General features: G+C 62.9%; 9 protein-coding genes and 3 pseudogenes. 10 read left to right on the top strand and 2 right to left on the bottom strand.

Going from position 1 to position 13,594, the window contains the following annotated elements:
- Positions 1-107: 107 nt before the first annotated feature.
- Positions 108-1,339: pseudogene (serA, locus tag H9K75_RS18240) on the bottom strand (phosphoglycerate dehydrogenase).
- 293 nt (positions 1,340-1,632) lie between these two features.
- Here serA and ugpB point away from each other — a divergent pair.
- The 7 genes and pseudogenes from ugpB (at position 1,633) to H9K75_RS18205 (ending at position 9,734) form a co-directional block, all read left to right on the top strand.
- Positions 1,633-2,949: a sn-glycerol-3-phosphate ABC transporter substrate-binding protein UgpB gene (ugpB, locus tag H9K75_RS18235; protein WP_187723691.1), complete on the top strand. Its 1,317-nt coding sequence runs from the start codon at positions 1,633-1,635 to the stop codon at positions 2,947-2,949.
- A gap of 116 nt (positions 2,950-3,065) precedes the next feature.
- Positions 3,066-3,947 carry a sn-glycerol-3-phosphate ABC transporter permease UgpA gene (gene ugpA / locus H9K75_RS18230; RefSeq protein WP_187723690.1) on the top strand — a complete coding sequence of 294 codons (882 nt, stop codon included), beginning with the start codon at positions 3,066-3,068 and terminating at the stop codon, positions 3,945-3,947.
- 2 nt (positions 3,948-3,949) lie between these two features.
- Positions 3,950-4,800: pseudogene (gene ugpE, locus H9K75_RS18225) on the top strand (sn-glycerol-3-phosphate ABC transporter permease UgpE).
- A 61-nt stretch (positions 4,801-4,861) separates the two neighbouring features.
- Positions 4,862-5,878, top strand: a complete 1,017-nt coding sequence (gene ugpC, locus H9K75_RS18220; RefSeq protein ID WP_187723689.1) for a sn-glycerol-3-phosphate ABC transporter ATP-binding protein UgpC — start codon at positions 4,862-4,864, stop codon at positions 5,876-5,878.
- A gap of 24 nt (positions 5,879-5,902) precedes the next feature.
- Entirely contained in the window at positions 5,903-6,253 is a 351-nt protein-coding gene (locus H9K75_RS18215; RefSeq protein WP_187723688.1) for a bleomycin resistance protein, read from the top strand.
- A pseudogene (ugpQ, locus tag H9K75_RS18210) lies at positions 6,250-7,007 on the top strand (glycerophosphodiester phosphodiesterase). The gene H9K75_RS18215 and the pseudogene ugpQ overlap by 4 nt, the downstream one beginning before the upstream one ends.
- Positions 7,008-7,274: 267 nt before the next feature.
- Positions 7,275-9,734: a DUF3772 domain-containing protein gene (locus H9K75_RS18205; protein ID WP_187723687.1), complete on the top strand. Its 2,460-nt coding sequence runs from the start codon at positions 7,275-7,277 to the stop codon at positions 9,732-9,734.
- 95 nt (positions 9,735-9,829) lie between these two features.
- Here H9K75_RS18205 and H9K75_RS18200 read toward each other — a convergent pair whose 3' ends face one another.
- Positions 9,830-10,108, bottom strand: coding sequence for a hypothetical protein (locus H9K75_RS18200; protein ID WP_187723686.1), 279 nt, complete (start codon positions 10,106-10,108; stop codon positions 9,830-9,832).
- A gap of 72 nt (positions 10,109-10,180) precedes the next feature.
- On the opposite strand from H9K75_RS18200, the gene hemA reads away from it, so the two are divergent.
- The 3 genes from hemA to prmC all read left to right on the top strand — a co-directional run bounded on the left by hemA (position 10,181) and on the right by prmC (position 13,575).
- Positions 10,181-11,470 (top strand): glutamyl-tRNA reductase, encoded by a 1,290-nt coding sequence (gene hemA / locus H9K75_RS18195; protein ID WP_187723685.1) that lies wholly within the window; start codon positions 10,181-10,183, stop codon positions 11,468-11,470.
- Between the two features lie 120 nt (positions 11,471-11,590).
- Entirely contained in the window at positions 11,591-12,682 is a 1,092-nt protein-coding gene (prfA, locus tag H9K75_RS18190) for a peptide chain release factor 1 (protein ID WP_187723684.1), read from the top strand.
- Positions 12,682-13,575, top strand: coding sequence for a peptide chain release factor N(5)-glutamine methyltransferase (gene prmC / locus H9K75_RS18185; protein WP_187723683.1), 894 nt, complete (start codon positions 12,682-12,684; stop codon positions 13,573-13,575). The genes prfA and prmC overlap by 1 nt, the downstream gene beginning before the upstream one ends.
- The last annotated feature ends 19 nt before the right edge of the window (positions 13,576-13,594 follow it).

Raw genomic sequence — 13,594 nt, 5'->3', positions numbered from 1 at the left:
GCTTACTTCCCGCTGCACCGCAGCAAGAGCCACGGCATTCCTGCATGGTTCTCGGAAACCATGGCCATCCGCCGGGAAGCCACCCAGAGGGCGCTTCCCAGGCCGCGTCAGAACAACATGCGCGTGCGGATGGTTCCCGGCACCTGCGCGAGCTTTTCGAGCGCCAGATCGGAGGACTTGGCGTCGAGGTCGATCACCACATAGCCCAGCGTCTCGTTGGTTTGCAGGTACTGCGCCGAGATGTTGATGTGGTTGTCCGACATGATGCTGTTGATCTGCGAAAGCACGCCGGGCACGTTGCGGTGGATGTGCAGCAGGCGGTGCTTGCCCGGGTGTTCGGGGAGCGCCACTTCGGGGAAGTTCACCGACGAGGTGGTCGTGCCGTTGTCGCTGAACTTCACGAGCTTTTCCGCGACCTCCAGGCCGATGTTGGCCTGCGCCTCCATCGTCGAGCCGCCGATGTGAGGCGTGAGGATCACGTTCTCCATGCCCCGAAGCGGTGACAGGAACTCTTCGGTGTTCGAGCGCGGCTCGACCGGGAACACGTCCACCGCCGCACCGCCCACATGGCCGGACTGCAGCGCCGCCGCGAGCGCATCGATCTCAACCACGGTGCCGCGCGAGGCATTGATCAGAATCGCGCCGGGCTTCATGCGCGCGAGTTGCGGCGCGCCAACCATCCACTGCGTGGACGGCAGCTCGGGCACGTGCAGTGAAACGACGTCGCTGTGCGCCATCAGTTCGTCGAGCGATCCCACCTGCCGCGCATTGCCCAGCGGCAGCTTGCTGACCACGTCATGGAAGATCACCTTCATGCCCAGCGACTCGGCCAGCACCGAGAGCTGCGTGCCGATCGAGCCATAGCCGACGATGCCCAGCGTCTTGCCGCGCGTCTCATACGAATGTTCGGCGCTCTTGCTCCAGCCGCCGCGATGCACGATGGCGTTCTTCGCGGGCACGCCGCGCAGCAGCAGGACCGCCTCGGCCAGCACCAGCTCGGCCACCGAGCGGGTGTTGGAATACGGCGCGTTGAAGACGACCACCCCGTGCTCGCGAGCCGCCTTCAGATCGATCTGGTTCGTGCCGATGCAAAACGCGCCGACGGCCACCAGCTTGTGCGCGTGGGCAAGAACGTCTGCCGTGAGCTGGGTGCGCGAGCGAATGCCCAGAAAATGCACATCGGCAATGCGTTGCCTGAGTTCGTCTTCGGGCAGCGCGCCCTTGAGCGATTCGATCTGGCTGTAACCCGCAGCGTGCAGCACGTCGAGCGCGCCGGGTGGATTCCCTCGAGCAACAGAAACTTTATCTTGCTTTTGTCGAGCGATGTCTTGGCAGTCATGGCGAGCCCCTTCTCCGCAAATGTATGTGTCGCAATTCGCACAGCATTGTGCATCGCACAAAACCTTGCAGACCCGATGACAATCGGGGCTTATGCAGCCGCGTCCCGGTAGTGCACAATTCGTGACATTCAATTGTGACTGTCATTTTCAAAAGGCGTTGCAAGCGCACTGCTTCACGGGATTTCCCCTGTTGTGAGTGGCCTGCGGCTGTGCGACAACGACATCTTCCTGTCACATTGAGCGAGTTACCATCTCGCCTCGAACCAACTTCCTCTACCCCCTAGGAGCCTACATGCGGATCAAGCAACTGGCGCTGGCCACTCTCGTCGCAACCACTGGTATTGCTGCACAAGCGCAGACCGAAATTCAGTGGTGGCACGCGATGACGGCGGTGAACAACGAGTGGGTCAACGACCTTGCCAAGCAGTTCAACGAAAGCCAGAAAGACTACAAGGTCATCCCTACGTACAAGGGTACCTATGACGAGACCATGACCGCCGCCGTGGCCGCGTTCCGCTCGGGTGGCGCTCCGCACATCCTGCAAGTGTTCGAAGTGGGCACCGCGACCATGATGGCTTCCAAGGGCGCGACCGTGCCGGTCGCCAAGGTGCTGGCCGACAGCGGCGTGCCGTTCGATCCCAAGACCTACATCCCCGCCGTGGCTTCGTATTACACGGCTCCCAACGGCCAGATGCTGAGCTTCCCGTTCAACAGCTCGACCACCGTTTTCTACTACAACAAGGACGCCTTCAAGAAGGCTGGCCTGGATGCCGACAAGGCACCCACCACCTGGCCCGAAGTGTTCGAAGCAGCCAAGAAACTCAAGGCAAGCGGCCACACCTGCCCGATGACGCTCGCGTGGATGGGCTGGACGCAGCTTGAATCGTTCTCCACCTGGCACAACGTGGAGTTCGCCACGCACCAGAACGGCCTCGGCAAGGAAGGCTACAAGGCCCGCCTGAAGATCAACTCGCCGCTGCACACACGCCACATCGAAAATCTCGAGAAGGCGGCCAAGGCCGGTGAATTCGTCTACAAGGGTCGTGGCTCGTTGCCACAGGCTTCTTTCGTCTCGGGCGAGTGCGCGATGATCCAGACATCGTCGGGCTTCTACGGTGACGTCGCCAAGAACGCCAAGTTCGCCTACGGCATCTCCAACCTGCCCTACTACCCGGACGCCAAGGGTGCGCCGCAGAACACCGTGATCGGTGGCGCGTCGCTGTGGGTCATGGCCGGCAAGAAGGCCGAGGAATACAAGGGCGTCGCCAAGTTCTTCGAGTTCATCTCGCAGACCAAGGTGCAGGCCGCCAGCCACCAGCGCACCGGCTATCTGCCGGTGACCATGGCGTCGTTCGAGTTGACCGAGAAGTCCGGCTTCTATCAGAAGAACCCCGGCACCGACACCGCCGTGAACCAGATGATCCGCAAGGTGACCGACAACTCGCGCGGTATCCGCCTCGGCAACTACGTGCAGATCCGCACCATCGAGGACGAAGAACTCGAACAGGTCTGGGCAGGCAAGAAGTCGGCCAAGGACGCGCTCGATGCGATCGTCAAGCGTGGCGACGAACTGCTGGTTCGCTTCGAAGCAGCCAACAAGGGCAAGTAAGCAACAAGCATCGCGTGCGGTTCATGTCGCCCTCGGGCGGCATGATTTCACATCACTTTTTTCATACCTCCGTGGCCTCACCAAGGTCGCGGCGGTTTTTTGGTTTTTGAAGGCATATGGAAAAACGAGTACTTTTCCGCTCCGCCTGGCTCCCGTGGTTGCTGCTGCTGCCGCAGATGGTGATCATTGGCGTCTTCTTTTTCTGGCCTGCCGCCCAGGCCATCCTGCAATCCTTCCAGATGGAGGATGCATTCGGTCTCAGCAAGGAATGGGTGGGGTTCGCGAACTTCGCGCAACTGTTCCAGGATGAGTCCTACCTCGAATCCTTTTATCGCACCGCCGTCTTCTCGGTGCTTGTTGCGGGCGTCGGCATCGCGATCTCTCTGGCGCTCGCCATTTTCGCGGACCGCATCGTGCGCTTCGCCATGGTCTATAAGACGCTGCTGATCGTGCCCTACGCCGTCGCGCCGGTGATCGCCGGTGTGCTGTGGGTGTTCATGTTCTCACCATCGCTCGGCGTGGTGTCGTATTTTCTGGAGCGCATCGGCTACAACTGGAACTTTCTCATGAACGAGAACCAGGCCATGGCGCTGATCGTGATGGCCGCCGTGTGGAAGCAGATCTCCTACAACTTCCTGTTCTTTCTCGCGGGCCTGCAATCGATCCCCAAGTCGCTGCTCGAAGCCGCCGCCATCGACGGCGCCGGCCCGTGGCGCCGTTTTCTGAACGTGCAATTGCCGCTCCTGTCGCCCACCACGTTCTTTCTCCTGGTGATCAACATCGTCTACGCGTTCTTCGATACCTTCGGCATCATCGACGCGACCACGCATGGCGGCCCCGGCCAGTCGACCACGATCCTGGTCTACAAGGTCTATCTCGACGGCTTCAAGGCGCTTGACCTCGGCGGCTCGGCCGCGCAGTCGGTGATCCTGATGTTCATCGTCATAGCGCTGACCGTGGTGCAGTTCCGTTATGTTGAAAAGAAAGTGCAGTACTGAGCATGATTGACCGACGTCCCTGGCTCGATGTGCTGTCCCACGCCGTGATGATTCTCGGCGTGGCCATCGTGGCCTTTCCCATCTATCTGGCGCTGATCGCCTCCACCCATACCGCACAGGAGATCGTGCAGGCGCCGATGCCGCTGTGGCCCGGCACCAATATGCTCGAGAGCTACAAGGCCGCGCTGTTCGGCTCCGGCAAGATCGGCTCGAACACCAGCCTCGTGCACATGATGTGGGTGAGCTTCGTGACCGCGATGATCATCACCGTGGGCAAGATCGCGATCTCGCTGCTTTCGGCATTCGCCATCGTCTACTTCCGCTTTCCGTTCAAGCAACTGTGCTTCTGGGCGATCTTCGTGACGCTGATGCTGCCGGTCGAAGTGCGTATCCTGCCGACCTACAAGGTGGTCGCGGATCTCGGAATGCTCAACAGCTATGCGGGTCTCACGCTGCCGCTGATCGCATCGGCGACCGCCACGTTCCTGTTCCGCCAGTTCTTTCTGACCGTGCCCGACGAACTGGTGGAAGCCGCGCGCATCGATGGCGCGGGCCCGATGCGCTTCTTCAAGGACGTGTTGGTGCCGCTGTCCAAGACGTCGATTGCAGCGCTGTTCGTGATCCAGTTCATCTACGGCTGGAACCAGTATCTCTGGCCGCTGCTCATGACCACGTCGGAAGACATGTATCCCGTGGTCATCGGCATCAAGCGCATGGTGGCTGGCGGGGCGAAGCGGCCATCGACTGGAACGTGGCCATGGCCACCACCATCATTGCGATGCTGCCGCCCGCGCTCGTCGTGATTCTGATGCAGAAGTGGTTCGTGAAGGGTCTGGTGGATACCGAAAAGTAATCCGCCAGCACGAGAACCCGCCCGCCTCTTCCACAGAACGAATTCAAAAGATTTTTTTCATATGGCATCCATCACACTCAAAGACGTCGTCAAGCAATACGGAGTCGGCAAGGCCGCCGTGCCAGTGATCCACGGCGTCAACGCAGAAATCAGGGACGGTGAATTCATCGTCATCGTCGGCCCGTCGGGCTGCGGCAAGTCGACGCTGCTGCGCATGGTCGCGGGGCTTGAAGAAATCTCCGGCGGCACGATCTCGATCGGTGATCGCGTGGTGAACAACCTCGAACCGGCGCAGCGCGACATCGCCATGGTGTTCCAGAACTACGCGCTCTATCCGCACATGAGCGTGTTTGACAACATGGCCTACGGCCTGAAGATCAAGAACGTGCCGCAGGACGAGATCAAGCAGCGCGTCGATGCTGCGGCCAAGATTCTCGAACTCTCGCACCTGCTCGACCGCAAGCCGCGCCAGCTCTCGGGCGGCCAGCGTCAGCGCGTTGCCATGGGCCGCGCCATCGTGCGCAATCCGCAGGTGTTCCTGTTCGACGAACCGCTCTCCAACCTCGACGCCAAGCTGCGCGCGCAGACACGCATCGAAATCCAGAAACGCCATAACCAGCTCGGCATCACCAGTCTGTTCGTCACCCACGATCAGGTCGAGGCGATGACGCTCGCGCAGCGCATGATCGTGATGAACGGTGGCCGCGTCGAACAATTCGGCACGCCCGAAGAGGTCTATCACACGCCGGCATCGACCTTTGTCGCGAGCTTCATCGGCTCGCCGCCGATGAACCTGCTCAAGAGCGCACCGGGCGGCCGGGACGGCACGATCTTCGGCATTCGTCCCGAGCATCTGGACGTCACGCCCAACAGCGGCTGGCCCGTCATCGTCGACACGGTCGAACTGCTGGGCGCCGAACGCCTGATCTATGGCCGCGTGCAAGGTGGCGGCGACGAACTGCTCACCGTGCGTGTCGAGGAAGGCACGTTCATGCCGAACAATGGCGACCTCATCCACGTCACGCCGCGCCCCGACCGCATTCACGGCTTCGACGCGGCGACCGGCAAACGCATCTGACGTGCCCGCTTGACAGGGACGACCATGGCATCGCTGATTCATTCCACGGTTCCGGTACTCCCTTCGCCGGATCTTGCGGTCAGCGAGAGCTTCTACGTTCACAAGCTCGGCTTTCGCACGGCGCTCTCGATGCCTGGAACATATCTGATCGTCGAGCGCGACGGTTGCGAACTCCATTTCTGGCCGTGCGGCGACAACACCGAATTGCCTCGCCTTTCATCGTGCTATGTGCGTGGCGATACCGACGCGCTGCATGCCGATTTCACAGCGCGCGGCCTCGCGCTCAAGCCGCCGCAGGATCGTGAATGGGGCATGCGCGAGCTTTACGTGATCGATCCGCACGGCAATCTGATCAAGTTTGGAGAACGCGTATGACCTCCCTGGCCGCCTGGCCCTATCCGCGCTGGGTTGCGCACCGAGGCGCAGGCAAGCTCGCGCCCGAGAACACCATGGTGGCGTTTCGCATGGGAGCAAGCTACGGCTACCGCATGTTCGAATGCGACGCCAAGCTCAGCAAGGACGGCGTGCTGTTCCTGATGCACGACACCGACCTCAAGCGCACCACCAATGCCGAGGGCACGGGAAGTGATCGCACGATGGGCGAGCTGGCACAGCTCGACGCGGGCGCCTGGCATTCGCGTTCGTTTGCCGGTGAGAACCTGCCGACACTCGAAGCCCTGGCACGCTGGTGCCTTGCCAATCACCTGCATCTGAACGTGGAAATCAAACCCACGCCGGGCCAGGAAGAGCGCACGGGCTTCGCGAGCGGCGAACTCATGAATCGCATCTGGCCCGCGAAGCCGTGCCGCCGCTGTTCACCTCGTTCAAACCCGATTCGCTGCGCGGCGCAAAGGCCGCCGCGCCCGACATTCCGCGCGGGCTGCTGGTCGACAAATGGTCCGATGGCACGGGCGAGGCCGACATCCGGATCGCGCAGGAACTCGGCTGCGTCGCGATGGTGCTGAACCACGCACTCTGGGATGCGGAATTGGTCAGGCGCGTGCACGCGGCAGGCATGCGCTGCAGCAGCTACACCGTCAACGATGAATGGGAAGCCCAGCGCCTGCTCGACATCGGCACGGATTGCATCATCACTGATCGCGTGGATCTGTTCAGCCCCGCAGCCTGACAGCGACGAGTCGCGAACAGCGCAGGAAAGATGGCAATGGCGGGGCTCAAAACCCTTGTCCGCCATTTGCCTACGCCGGGCGTCAGCCGAGGGCGCTAGAGTAGCTGTCTGCCCGTTTGCCCCAACCGCACGCATGCCACACCGGACTTCCGCCGAAAATTCGCCTGCCGCTTCTGCGACCATTGGCTCCAGTTCCCCGGATTCGCGGCCCTGCGACTGCGCGCGCTCTGGCTGAGCCTCACACTGTTTGCGGCACTGTTCCTGAGCGTGTCTTCCGTGCTTGCCGCAGACCCGCCCGCAGCACCCCGGGCCACCACCGCGTCCTCACCGGGCGCTGGCAAGACCAGCGACGAAGCCGACCCGCCGCTCCCACAGCCCGATGATCTGCGCAAGCAACTCGAGAGCATTCCCGTCAAGCTCAACGAGGAAGTCGACGCGCGCAAGCTGCTGTCGCAACTCATGGTGATCGGCACCGAGGCCGACCGCATCGTCAAACAGCGCACCGAGCAACTCGCAGATCTCGACTCGCGACTTGCCGGTCTCGGCCCAACGCCTGATGGTGCCACGCCCGCCGACGCGCCCGACGTCGCCGAACAGCGCAGCACGTTGAACAAGCAGCGCACGCTGGTGGACTCGGACCTGAAGCTCGCGCGGCTCATCAGCGTGGACACCGGGCAGCGCAGCGCCGACATCCTCAAGCAACGCCGCGCGCAGTTCCAGGCGGCACTCACGGCGCGCGTGGAATCACCCCTGTCGCCGGCCTTCTGGCGGCAGTGGAAGAGCGGCATGCGCAGCGATCAGTTGCGACTCCAGGAGTTGGGCGAGGACTTGCGGGTCGCCGTGATCGAGGCGACTTCCACGCCTCGCAAGCGCAACAACTTCGTTCTGCACATGCTGGGCGCGCTCGCGCTGCTGATCGGCGGCACCTGGGCGGCGGAGCGCATGCTGGTGCGGGTGCTGCCCGCACGCCTGCCCTCGGGGCGACTGCGGCGCACGCTGATGCTTGCGACCGCCGTGGTGCTCAATGTGTTGATCGTGACCCTGGCGGTCAAGCTCGCCTGGAATGGCATCCTCATGAATGCAGCGGCCGACGAGCGCCTGCGCGCGCTCGAGACCATCTGCGTGCAGATGGCGGCCTACGCTTCCTACGTCATCGCGCTCGGCCACGGACTGCTCTCGGCCAAGCGCCCGACCTGGCGGCTGCTGCCCATCCCGGACGAAATGGCACGCCACCTGAGCCCGTTCCCGTGGTGGTTTGCGCTTTCTTCGGCACTGGGCGGACTTGCCACGCAGATCAGCGCGTTGTCGGGAGTGAGCATCTCGTCCGAGGTGCTGGTGCATATCGTCTTTTCGCTGACGGTCGCAGCCATCACGCTCGCATCGATGAGGCATCTGCGCGACCTGCGGGCACAGGGTGACGCCGAAGAGGCCGCGGACGCCGAGGACAAGAATGGCAAGCAGGAGGCTCGCGCAGCCGCGCAGCCGGTGATTCGCCCGTGGTGGTTCGGCCTGCTCGCCGCGGCCGCGGCCATTGCGCTGATTGCCATCGTCGCCTCGCTCGCCTTCGGCTTCGTGGCGCTTTCGGCGACGATGGCAAGGCAACTGGTCTGGTCGATCGTCGTTGTGTCCACCATGTATCTGGTCTTCAAGCTCGCTGATGACCTGTGCGATACGCTGATCTCCTCCCGGGGCGGTGTCGGCGCGCGCCTGCATGAGGCGCTCGGGCTCGACGCCAAGCTGCTCGATCAGGCCGCCGTGCTGACGTCGGGCGTGCTGCGCGTACTGCTGTTCTTCTACATGGTCATCGCGCTCTTCGCGCCATTTGGCACCTCGCCCGACGAGGTGTTCCGTCGCGGCACCTCGGTCGATCACAACCTCAAGATCGGCGACTTCACCATCGCACCGCAAGCCCTGATGACGGCGGTGGCGGTGATGGCGCTGGGCTTTCTCGCGATCCATGTGTTCAAGCGCTGGCTGGCCAACCGGTATTTTCCCAATACCTCGCTCGAAGCCGGAATGCAAAGCTCGATCACCACCCTGCTCGGCTATGTCTGCGCGGTGGTGGTCATCTCAGCCGCGCTCGCAGGCCTGGGCATCAGCGTGGAGCGCATTGCATGGGTCGCGAGCGCGCTCTCCGTGGGTATCGGTTTCGGCCTGCAGGCCATCGTGCAGAACTTCATTTCGGGATTGATCCTGCTGGCCGAACGCCCGGTGCGCGTGGGCGACTGGGTGATGCTCGGCGACACCGAGGGCGACGTGCGCCGCGTGAACGTACGCGCCACGGAAATCCAGCTTTTCGACCGCTCGACCATGATCGTGCCGAACTCCGAATTCATCACTAAACCCGTGCGTAACATGACCACGTCCGGCGCGCCGGGCCGTGTACTGATGCGCCTGCCCGCGCCGCTCGATACCGACACCGAACGCATGCGCGAAATCATTCTCGCGGCCTACACCGGACACCCCGCAATCCAGGACACGCCCGCGCCCATCGTGCAGCTCGAAGGCATCCAGAACGGAACGCTGACCTTCCTGTGCATCGGCTACATCGGCAATCCGCGCAGCACCGGCGGCGTGCGCAGCGACCTGCTGTTCACAATCCTCAAGGCGCTGCGCGACGCGGGACTGTATCTCTCGCCACCAGCGACCACGTCGGTGACCTCTCCCGTACAGAACACACCGGACGGTTCAGATCCGGTCACGGAGCAGCTCACCGGAGCGCGGTGAAGCGGTTCATGCTCGACAAGGCAAGGCCTCGAATTGCCTCGCGCCGACGATGGTTGGGGCGAAAAATGACGCCCGGAGACCACGCCCGCGCGCGCTCAAGCCCACCAGCCGCGCAACAAGACCCATTGCGTAGTAGCAATCGCAACACTTAACGCCATATAGGAAAGCCATTTCCCGTCGTTGCCGAAGTACCACAACCCGGCGAGTAACACCGCGCAGCCAACAATAAAATTGATAGCAACAGGTTTAATCCAGCCAATGAGTTTCGCGCGCTGGCGAAAGAACAATTGGCCGCAGCCGACCATCACCACGGCGATCACAAAGGCTGGTGCGACGAAGTTCAGAAGATGGTTCAGCGCAATAAAGGGATTCATAAATATGACTCAGATCAAGTCAGCCATTCGCGGCAGCGCACCTTGATCCCGTACAAATTTTATAATCGCGGGATGGCAGTTTGGGCTCTAGGCATCAACCACACGACCGCGCCTCTCGATATGCGCGGTCGTTTTGCGTTCGCGATCGATCAGATCGCGCCGACGCTGATCGGTTTGCGCCAGGCCCTGACCAGCAATTCCATGCGCCATCCGGGCGTGGAAACGGCGATCCTTTCCACCTGCAATCGCACCGAAATCTATTGCGCCGCCGACGCTCCGGCACTTGACCACACGCTTGACTGGCTGGCCCATTCGGGCGGCGTCAGCCCCACGCTGCTGCGCTCGCACTCCTACACGCTTGAAAATGATCTGGTCGCGCGCCACGCCTTCCGTGTGGCCAGCGGCCTTGATTCCATGGTGCTTGGCGAGGCGCAGATCCTCGGCCAGATGAAGAACGCCGTGCGTGCGGCCGAAACCGCCGGTGTGCTGGGCACGACGCTCAATCAACTGTTCCAGCGCAGTTTTGCCGTAGCCAAGGAAGTGCGCAGCTCCACCGAAATCGGTGCCCACAGCATCAGCATGGCGGCAGCCGCCGTGCGCCTGGCCAGCCAGTTATTTGAAGACCTCTCGCAGATCAAGGTGCTGTTCGTCGGCGCGGGCGAAATGATCGAGCTGGTCTCCACGCATTTTGCGGCGCGGCATCCCAAGCAGATCACGATTGCCAACCGCACGCTGGAGCGCGGCGAAAAACTCGCCTCGCAGTTCAGCGCCAACACCATGCGCCTGGCCGATCTGCCCGAGCATCTGCATGAATACGATGCGGTGATCAGTTGCACCGCCTCCACGCTGCCGATCATCGGTCTCGGCGCGGTCGAAAGTGCCCTGAAGAAACGCAAGCGCCGCCCGATCTTCATGGTCGATCTGGCGGTTCCGCGCGACATCGAGGCCGAGGTCAAGGACCTGCGCGACGTGTATCTCTACACCGTGGACGATCTCGCCCACGTGGTGCGCACCGGACAGGCCCAGCGTCAGGCAGCGGTCGAGCAGGCCGAGGTCATCATCGATCACGGCGTGCAGAGCTTCATGCACTGGCTCGACCAGCGCAGCCCGCAGGGCGGCTCCGTGTCGCTGATCCAGCAGATCAACGCCCAGACCGACGAATGGCGCGCGCTGGAAATCGCCCGCGCCAGGAAACTCCTCGCCAGAGGCGAGGACATCGACACCGTGCTCGAGGCGCTTTCGCGTGGCATCACGCAGAAGATGCTGCACGGCACCATGGCCGAATTGCACAAGGGCGACGCCGAGCAGCGCGCCCAGACCGCCGACACCGTGCAGCGCCTGTTCCTGCGCAAAGAGCGTTAGCGGCGCTCTCCAGTGGACCGGCTCGTTCGCAGTCGGTAATTTTTCTCTGTGCATGCGCGCCACGCGGCGTTTTCATGCTGTCGCTGCAACCCGACGCGGCCTCACCGAATCTCATCGACGATGAAACCCTTTCTCAGAATCCAGTTGGAGAAGTACGCCCAGCGCCTTGAAGAGCTGGACTTCCTGCTCTCGCGCGAGGACATCATGTCCGACATGAAGCAGTACCGCTCGATCTCCAGGGAACACGCCGAGGTCACCCAGATCGCCGGTCGCTACAGGCGCCATGCCCAGGTCGAATCCGATCTCGCCGGTGCGCGCGAGATGCTCGAAGACCCCGACATGGCCGAGATGGCCGAGATGGCGCGCGAGGAAATCGTGAATGGCGAAGCCGAACTCGTCCAGCTTGAAGAAGAACTGCAGCGCCTGCTGTTGCCCAAAGACCCCGACGATGCGCGCAACGCCTTTCTCGAAATTCGCGCAGGCACGGGCGGTGACGAATCTGCCCTGTTCGCCGGCGACCTGACCCGCATGTACACGCGCTACGCCACCACCAAGGGCTGGAAGGTGGAGGTGATGTCCGCCAACGAAAGCGAACTCGGCGGCTACAAGGAAGTGGTGCTGCGCATCGAGGGCGACGACATCTATGGCCACATGCGTTTTGAGTCCGGCGGCCACCGCGTGCAGCGCGTGCCCGCGACCGAGACGCAGGGCCGCATACACACGAGTGCCTGTACCGTGGCGGTGATGCCCGAGCCCGACGAACACCAGGCCGTCACGCTGAATCCCGCCGATCTGCGCATCGACACCTTCCGCGCTTCGGGCGCGGGCGGACAGCACATCAACAAGACCGACTCCGCCGTGCGTGTCGTGCATTTGCCGACCGGCATCGTCGCCGAGTGCCAGGACGGCCGCAGCCAGCACAGCAACAAGGCCAAGGCCCTGCAGGTGTTGCAGGCCCGCATCCAGGAAAAGGAACGCAGCGAGCGCGCCGCCAAGGAGGCTGCGCTGCGCAAGGGCCTGATCGGCTCGGGCGATCGTTCGGACCGCATCCGCACCTACAACTTCCCGCAGGGCCGCTTCACCGATCACCGCATCAATCTGACGCTCTACAAGCTGCTCGCGATCATGGAGGGCGACATGGACGAGGTGCTGGAGGCGCTCGCTCACGCGCGCGAGGCCGAACTGCTCGAAGAGCTGGAACTCAATCACTGATGCCGCCCGACGTGCCGACCAGATTGCCGAGCGCCAACGGCCTCACGATTGCCCAAGCCCTGCTTTCGGCACAGGCCGATGGCGGCCTTGAGCGCATCGACGCGCAGATGCTGTTGCTGCGCGTCCTCGGCAGACAGGCGGGGGATCGCGCATGGCTGCTCGCGCATGACACGGACACTCTTGGCGCCGAAGCACTCGAAGCCTATCGAGCGCTCTGCACGCGCCGCGCGGCGGGAGAGCCGGTGGCGTACCTCACGGGGCGCAAGGAATTCTGGGGACTATCGCTCGCGGTGGATGCGCGCGTGCTCGACCCGCGGCCCGACACCGAGACGCTGGTGAGCTGGGCATTGGAAGTCATTGCCGATATCCCCGCGCCACGGATCGTCGATCTCGGCACCGGCAGTGGCGCCATCGCCTTGGCATTGCAGGTCGAGCGACGCGACGCGCAGGTGCTTGCAATCGACGCCAGCCCCGATGCACTTGCCGTCGCGCGGGTCAATGCGAGCGACCTGCGCCTGCCCGTCACTTTCAGGGAAGGCTCATGGCTTGAAGGTGTTGACGGCCCCTTTGATCTGATCGTGAGCAATCCGCCCTATATCCCGTCGGGCGATCCGCATCTGGCCGCGCTCACACACGAACCCCTGAGTGCGCTGGCCAGCGGCAACGACGGTCTGGACGACATCCGTCTCATCATCAGACAAGCGCCCGCCCGGTTGCATACAGGCGGCTGGTTGCTGCTAGAGCATGGCTGGGACCAGTCCGAAGCCGTTCACGCACTGCTTTTGCAGGCAGGCTTCGGCGCGGTGCAAAGCCGCGCGGATCTGGCCGGCATCGCCCGGTGCACGGGCGGGAAAATCCTTGAAAACCCACCGCCTGACCAGACAGTGGAATAATCGACCCATTGAGCCCTGC

This window comes from Diaphorobacter aerolatus (assembly GCF_014489535.1).
In the GTDB taxonomy this organism is placed as follows: Bacteria; Pseudomonadota; Gammaproteobacteria; order Burkholderiales; family Burkholderiaceae_C; genus Diaphorobacter_A; species Diaphorobacter_A aerolatus.
The sequence above is the reverse complement of the archived record's forward strand: the minus strand, read 5'-3'. Positions and strand labels throughout refer to the sequence as shown.

Excerpts from the sequence above, each read along its gene's own strand:
- prfA (WP_187723684.1), top strand. The coding sequence starts at position 11,591 with ATGAAACCCTTTCTCAGAATCCAGTTGGAGAAGTACGCCCAGCGCCTT.
- H9K75_RS18200 (WP_187723686.1), bottom strand. The coding sequence starts at position 10,108 with ATGAATCCCTTTATTGCGCTGAACCATCTTCTGAACTTCGTCGCACCA.
- ugpB (WP_187723691.1), top strand. The coding sequence starts at position 1,633 with ATGCGGATCAAGCAACTGGCGCTGGCCACTCTCGTCGCAACCACTGGT.
- H9K75_RS18215 (WP_187723688.1), top strand. The coding sequence starts at position 5,903 with ATGGCATCGCTGATTCATTCCACGGTTCCGGTACTCCCTTCGCCGGAT.
- ugpA (WP_187723690.1), top strand. The coding sequence starts at position 3,066 with ATGGAAAAACGAGTACTTTTCCGCTCCGCCTGGCTCCCGTGGTTGCTG.
- prmC (WP_187723683.1), top strand. The coding sequence starts at position 12,682 with ATGCCGCCCGACGTGCCGACCAGATTGCCGAGCGCCAACGGCCTCACG.
- ugpC (WP_187723689.1), top strand. The coding sequence starts at position 4,862 with ATGGCATCCATCACACTCAAAGACGTCGTCAAGCAATACGGAGTCGGC.
- hemA (WP_187723685.1), top strand. The coding sequence starts at position 10,181 with ATGGCAGTTTGGGCTCTAGGCATCAACCACACGACCGCGCCTCTCGAT.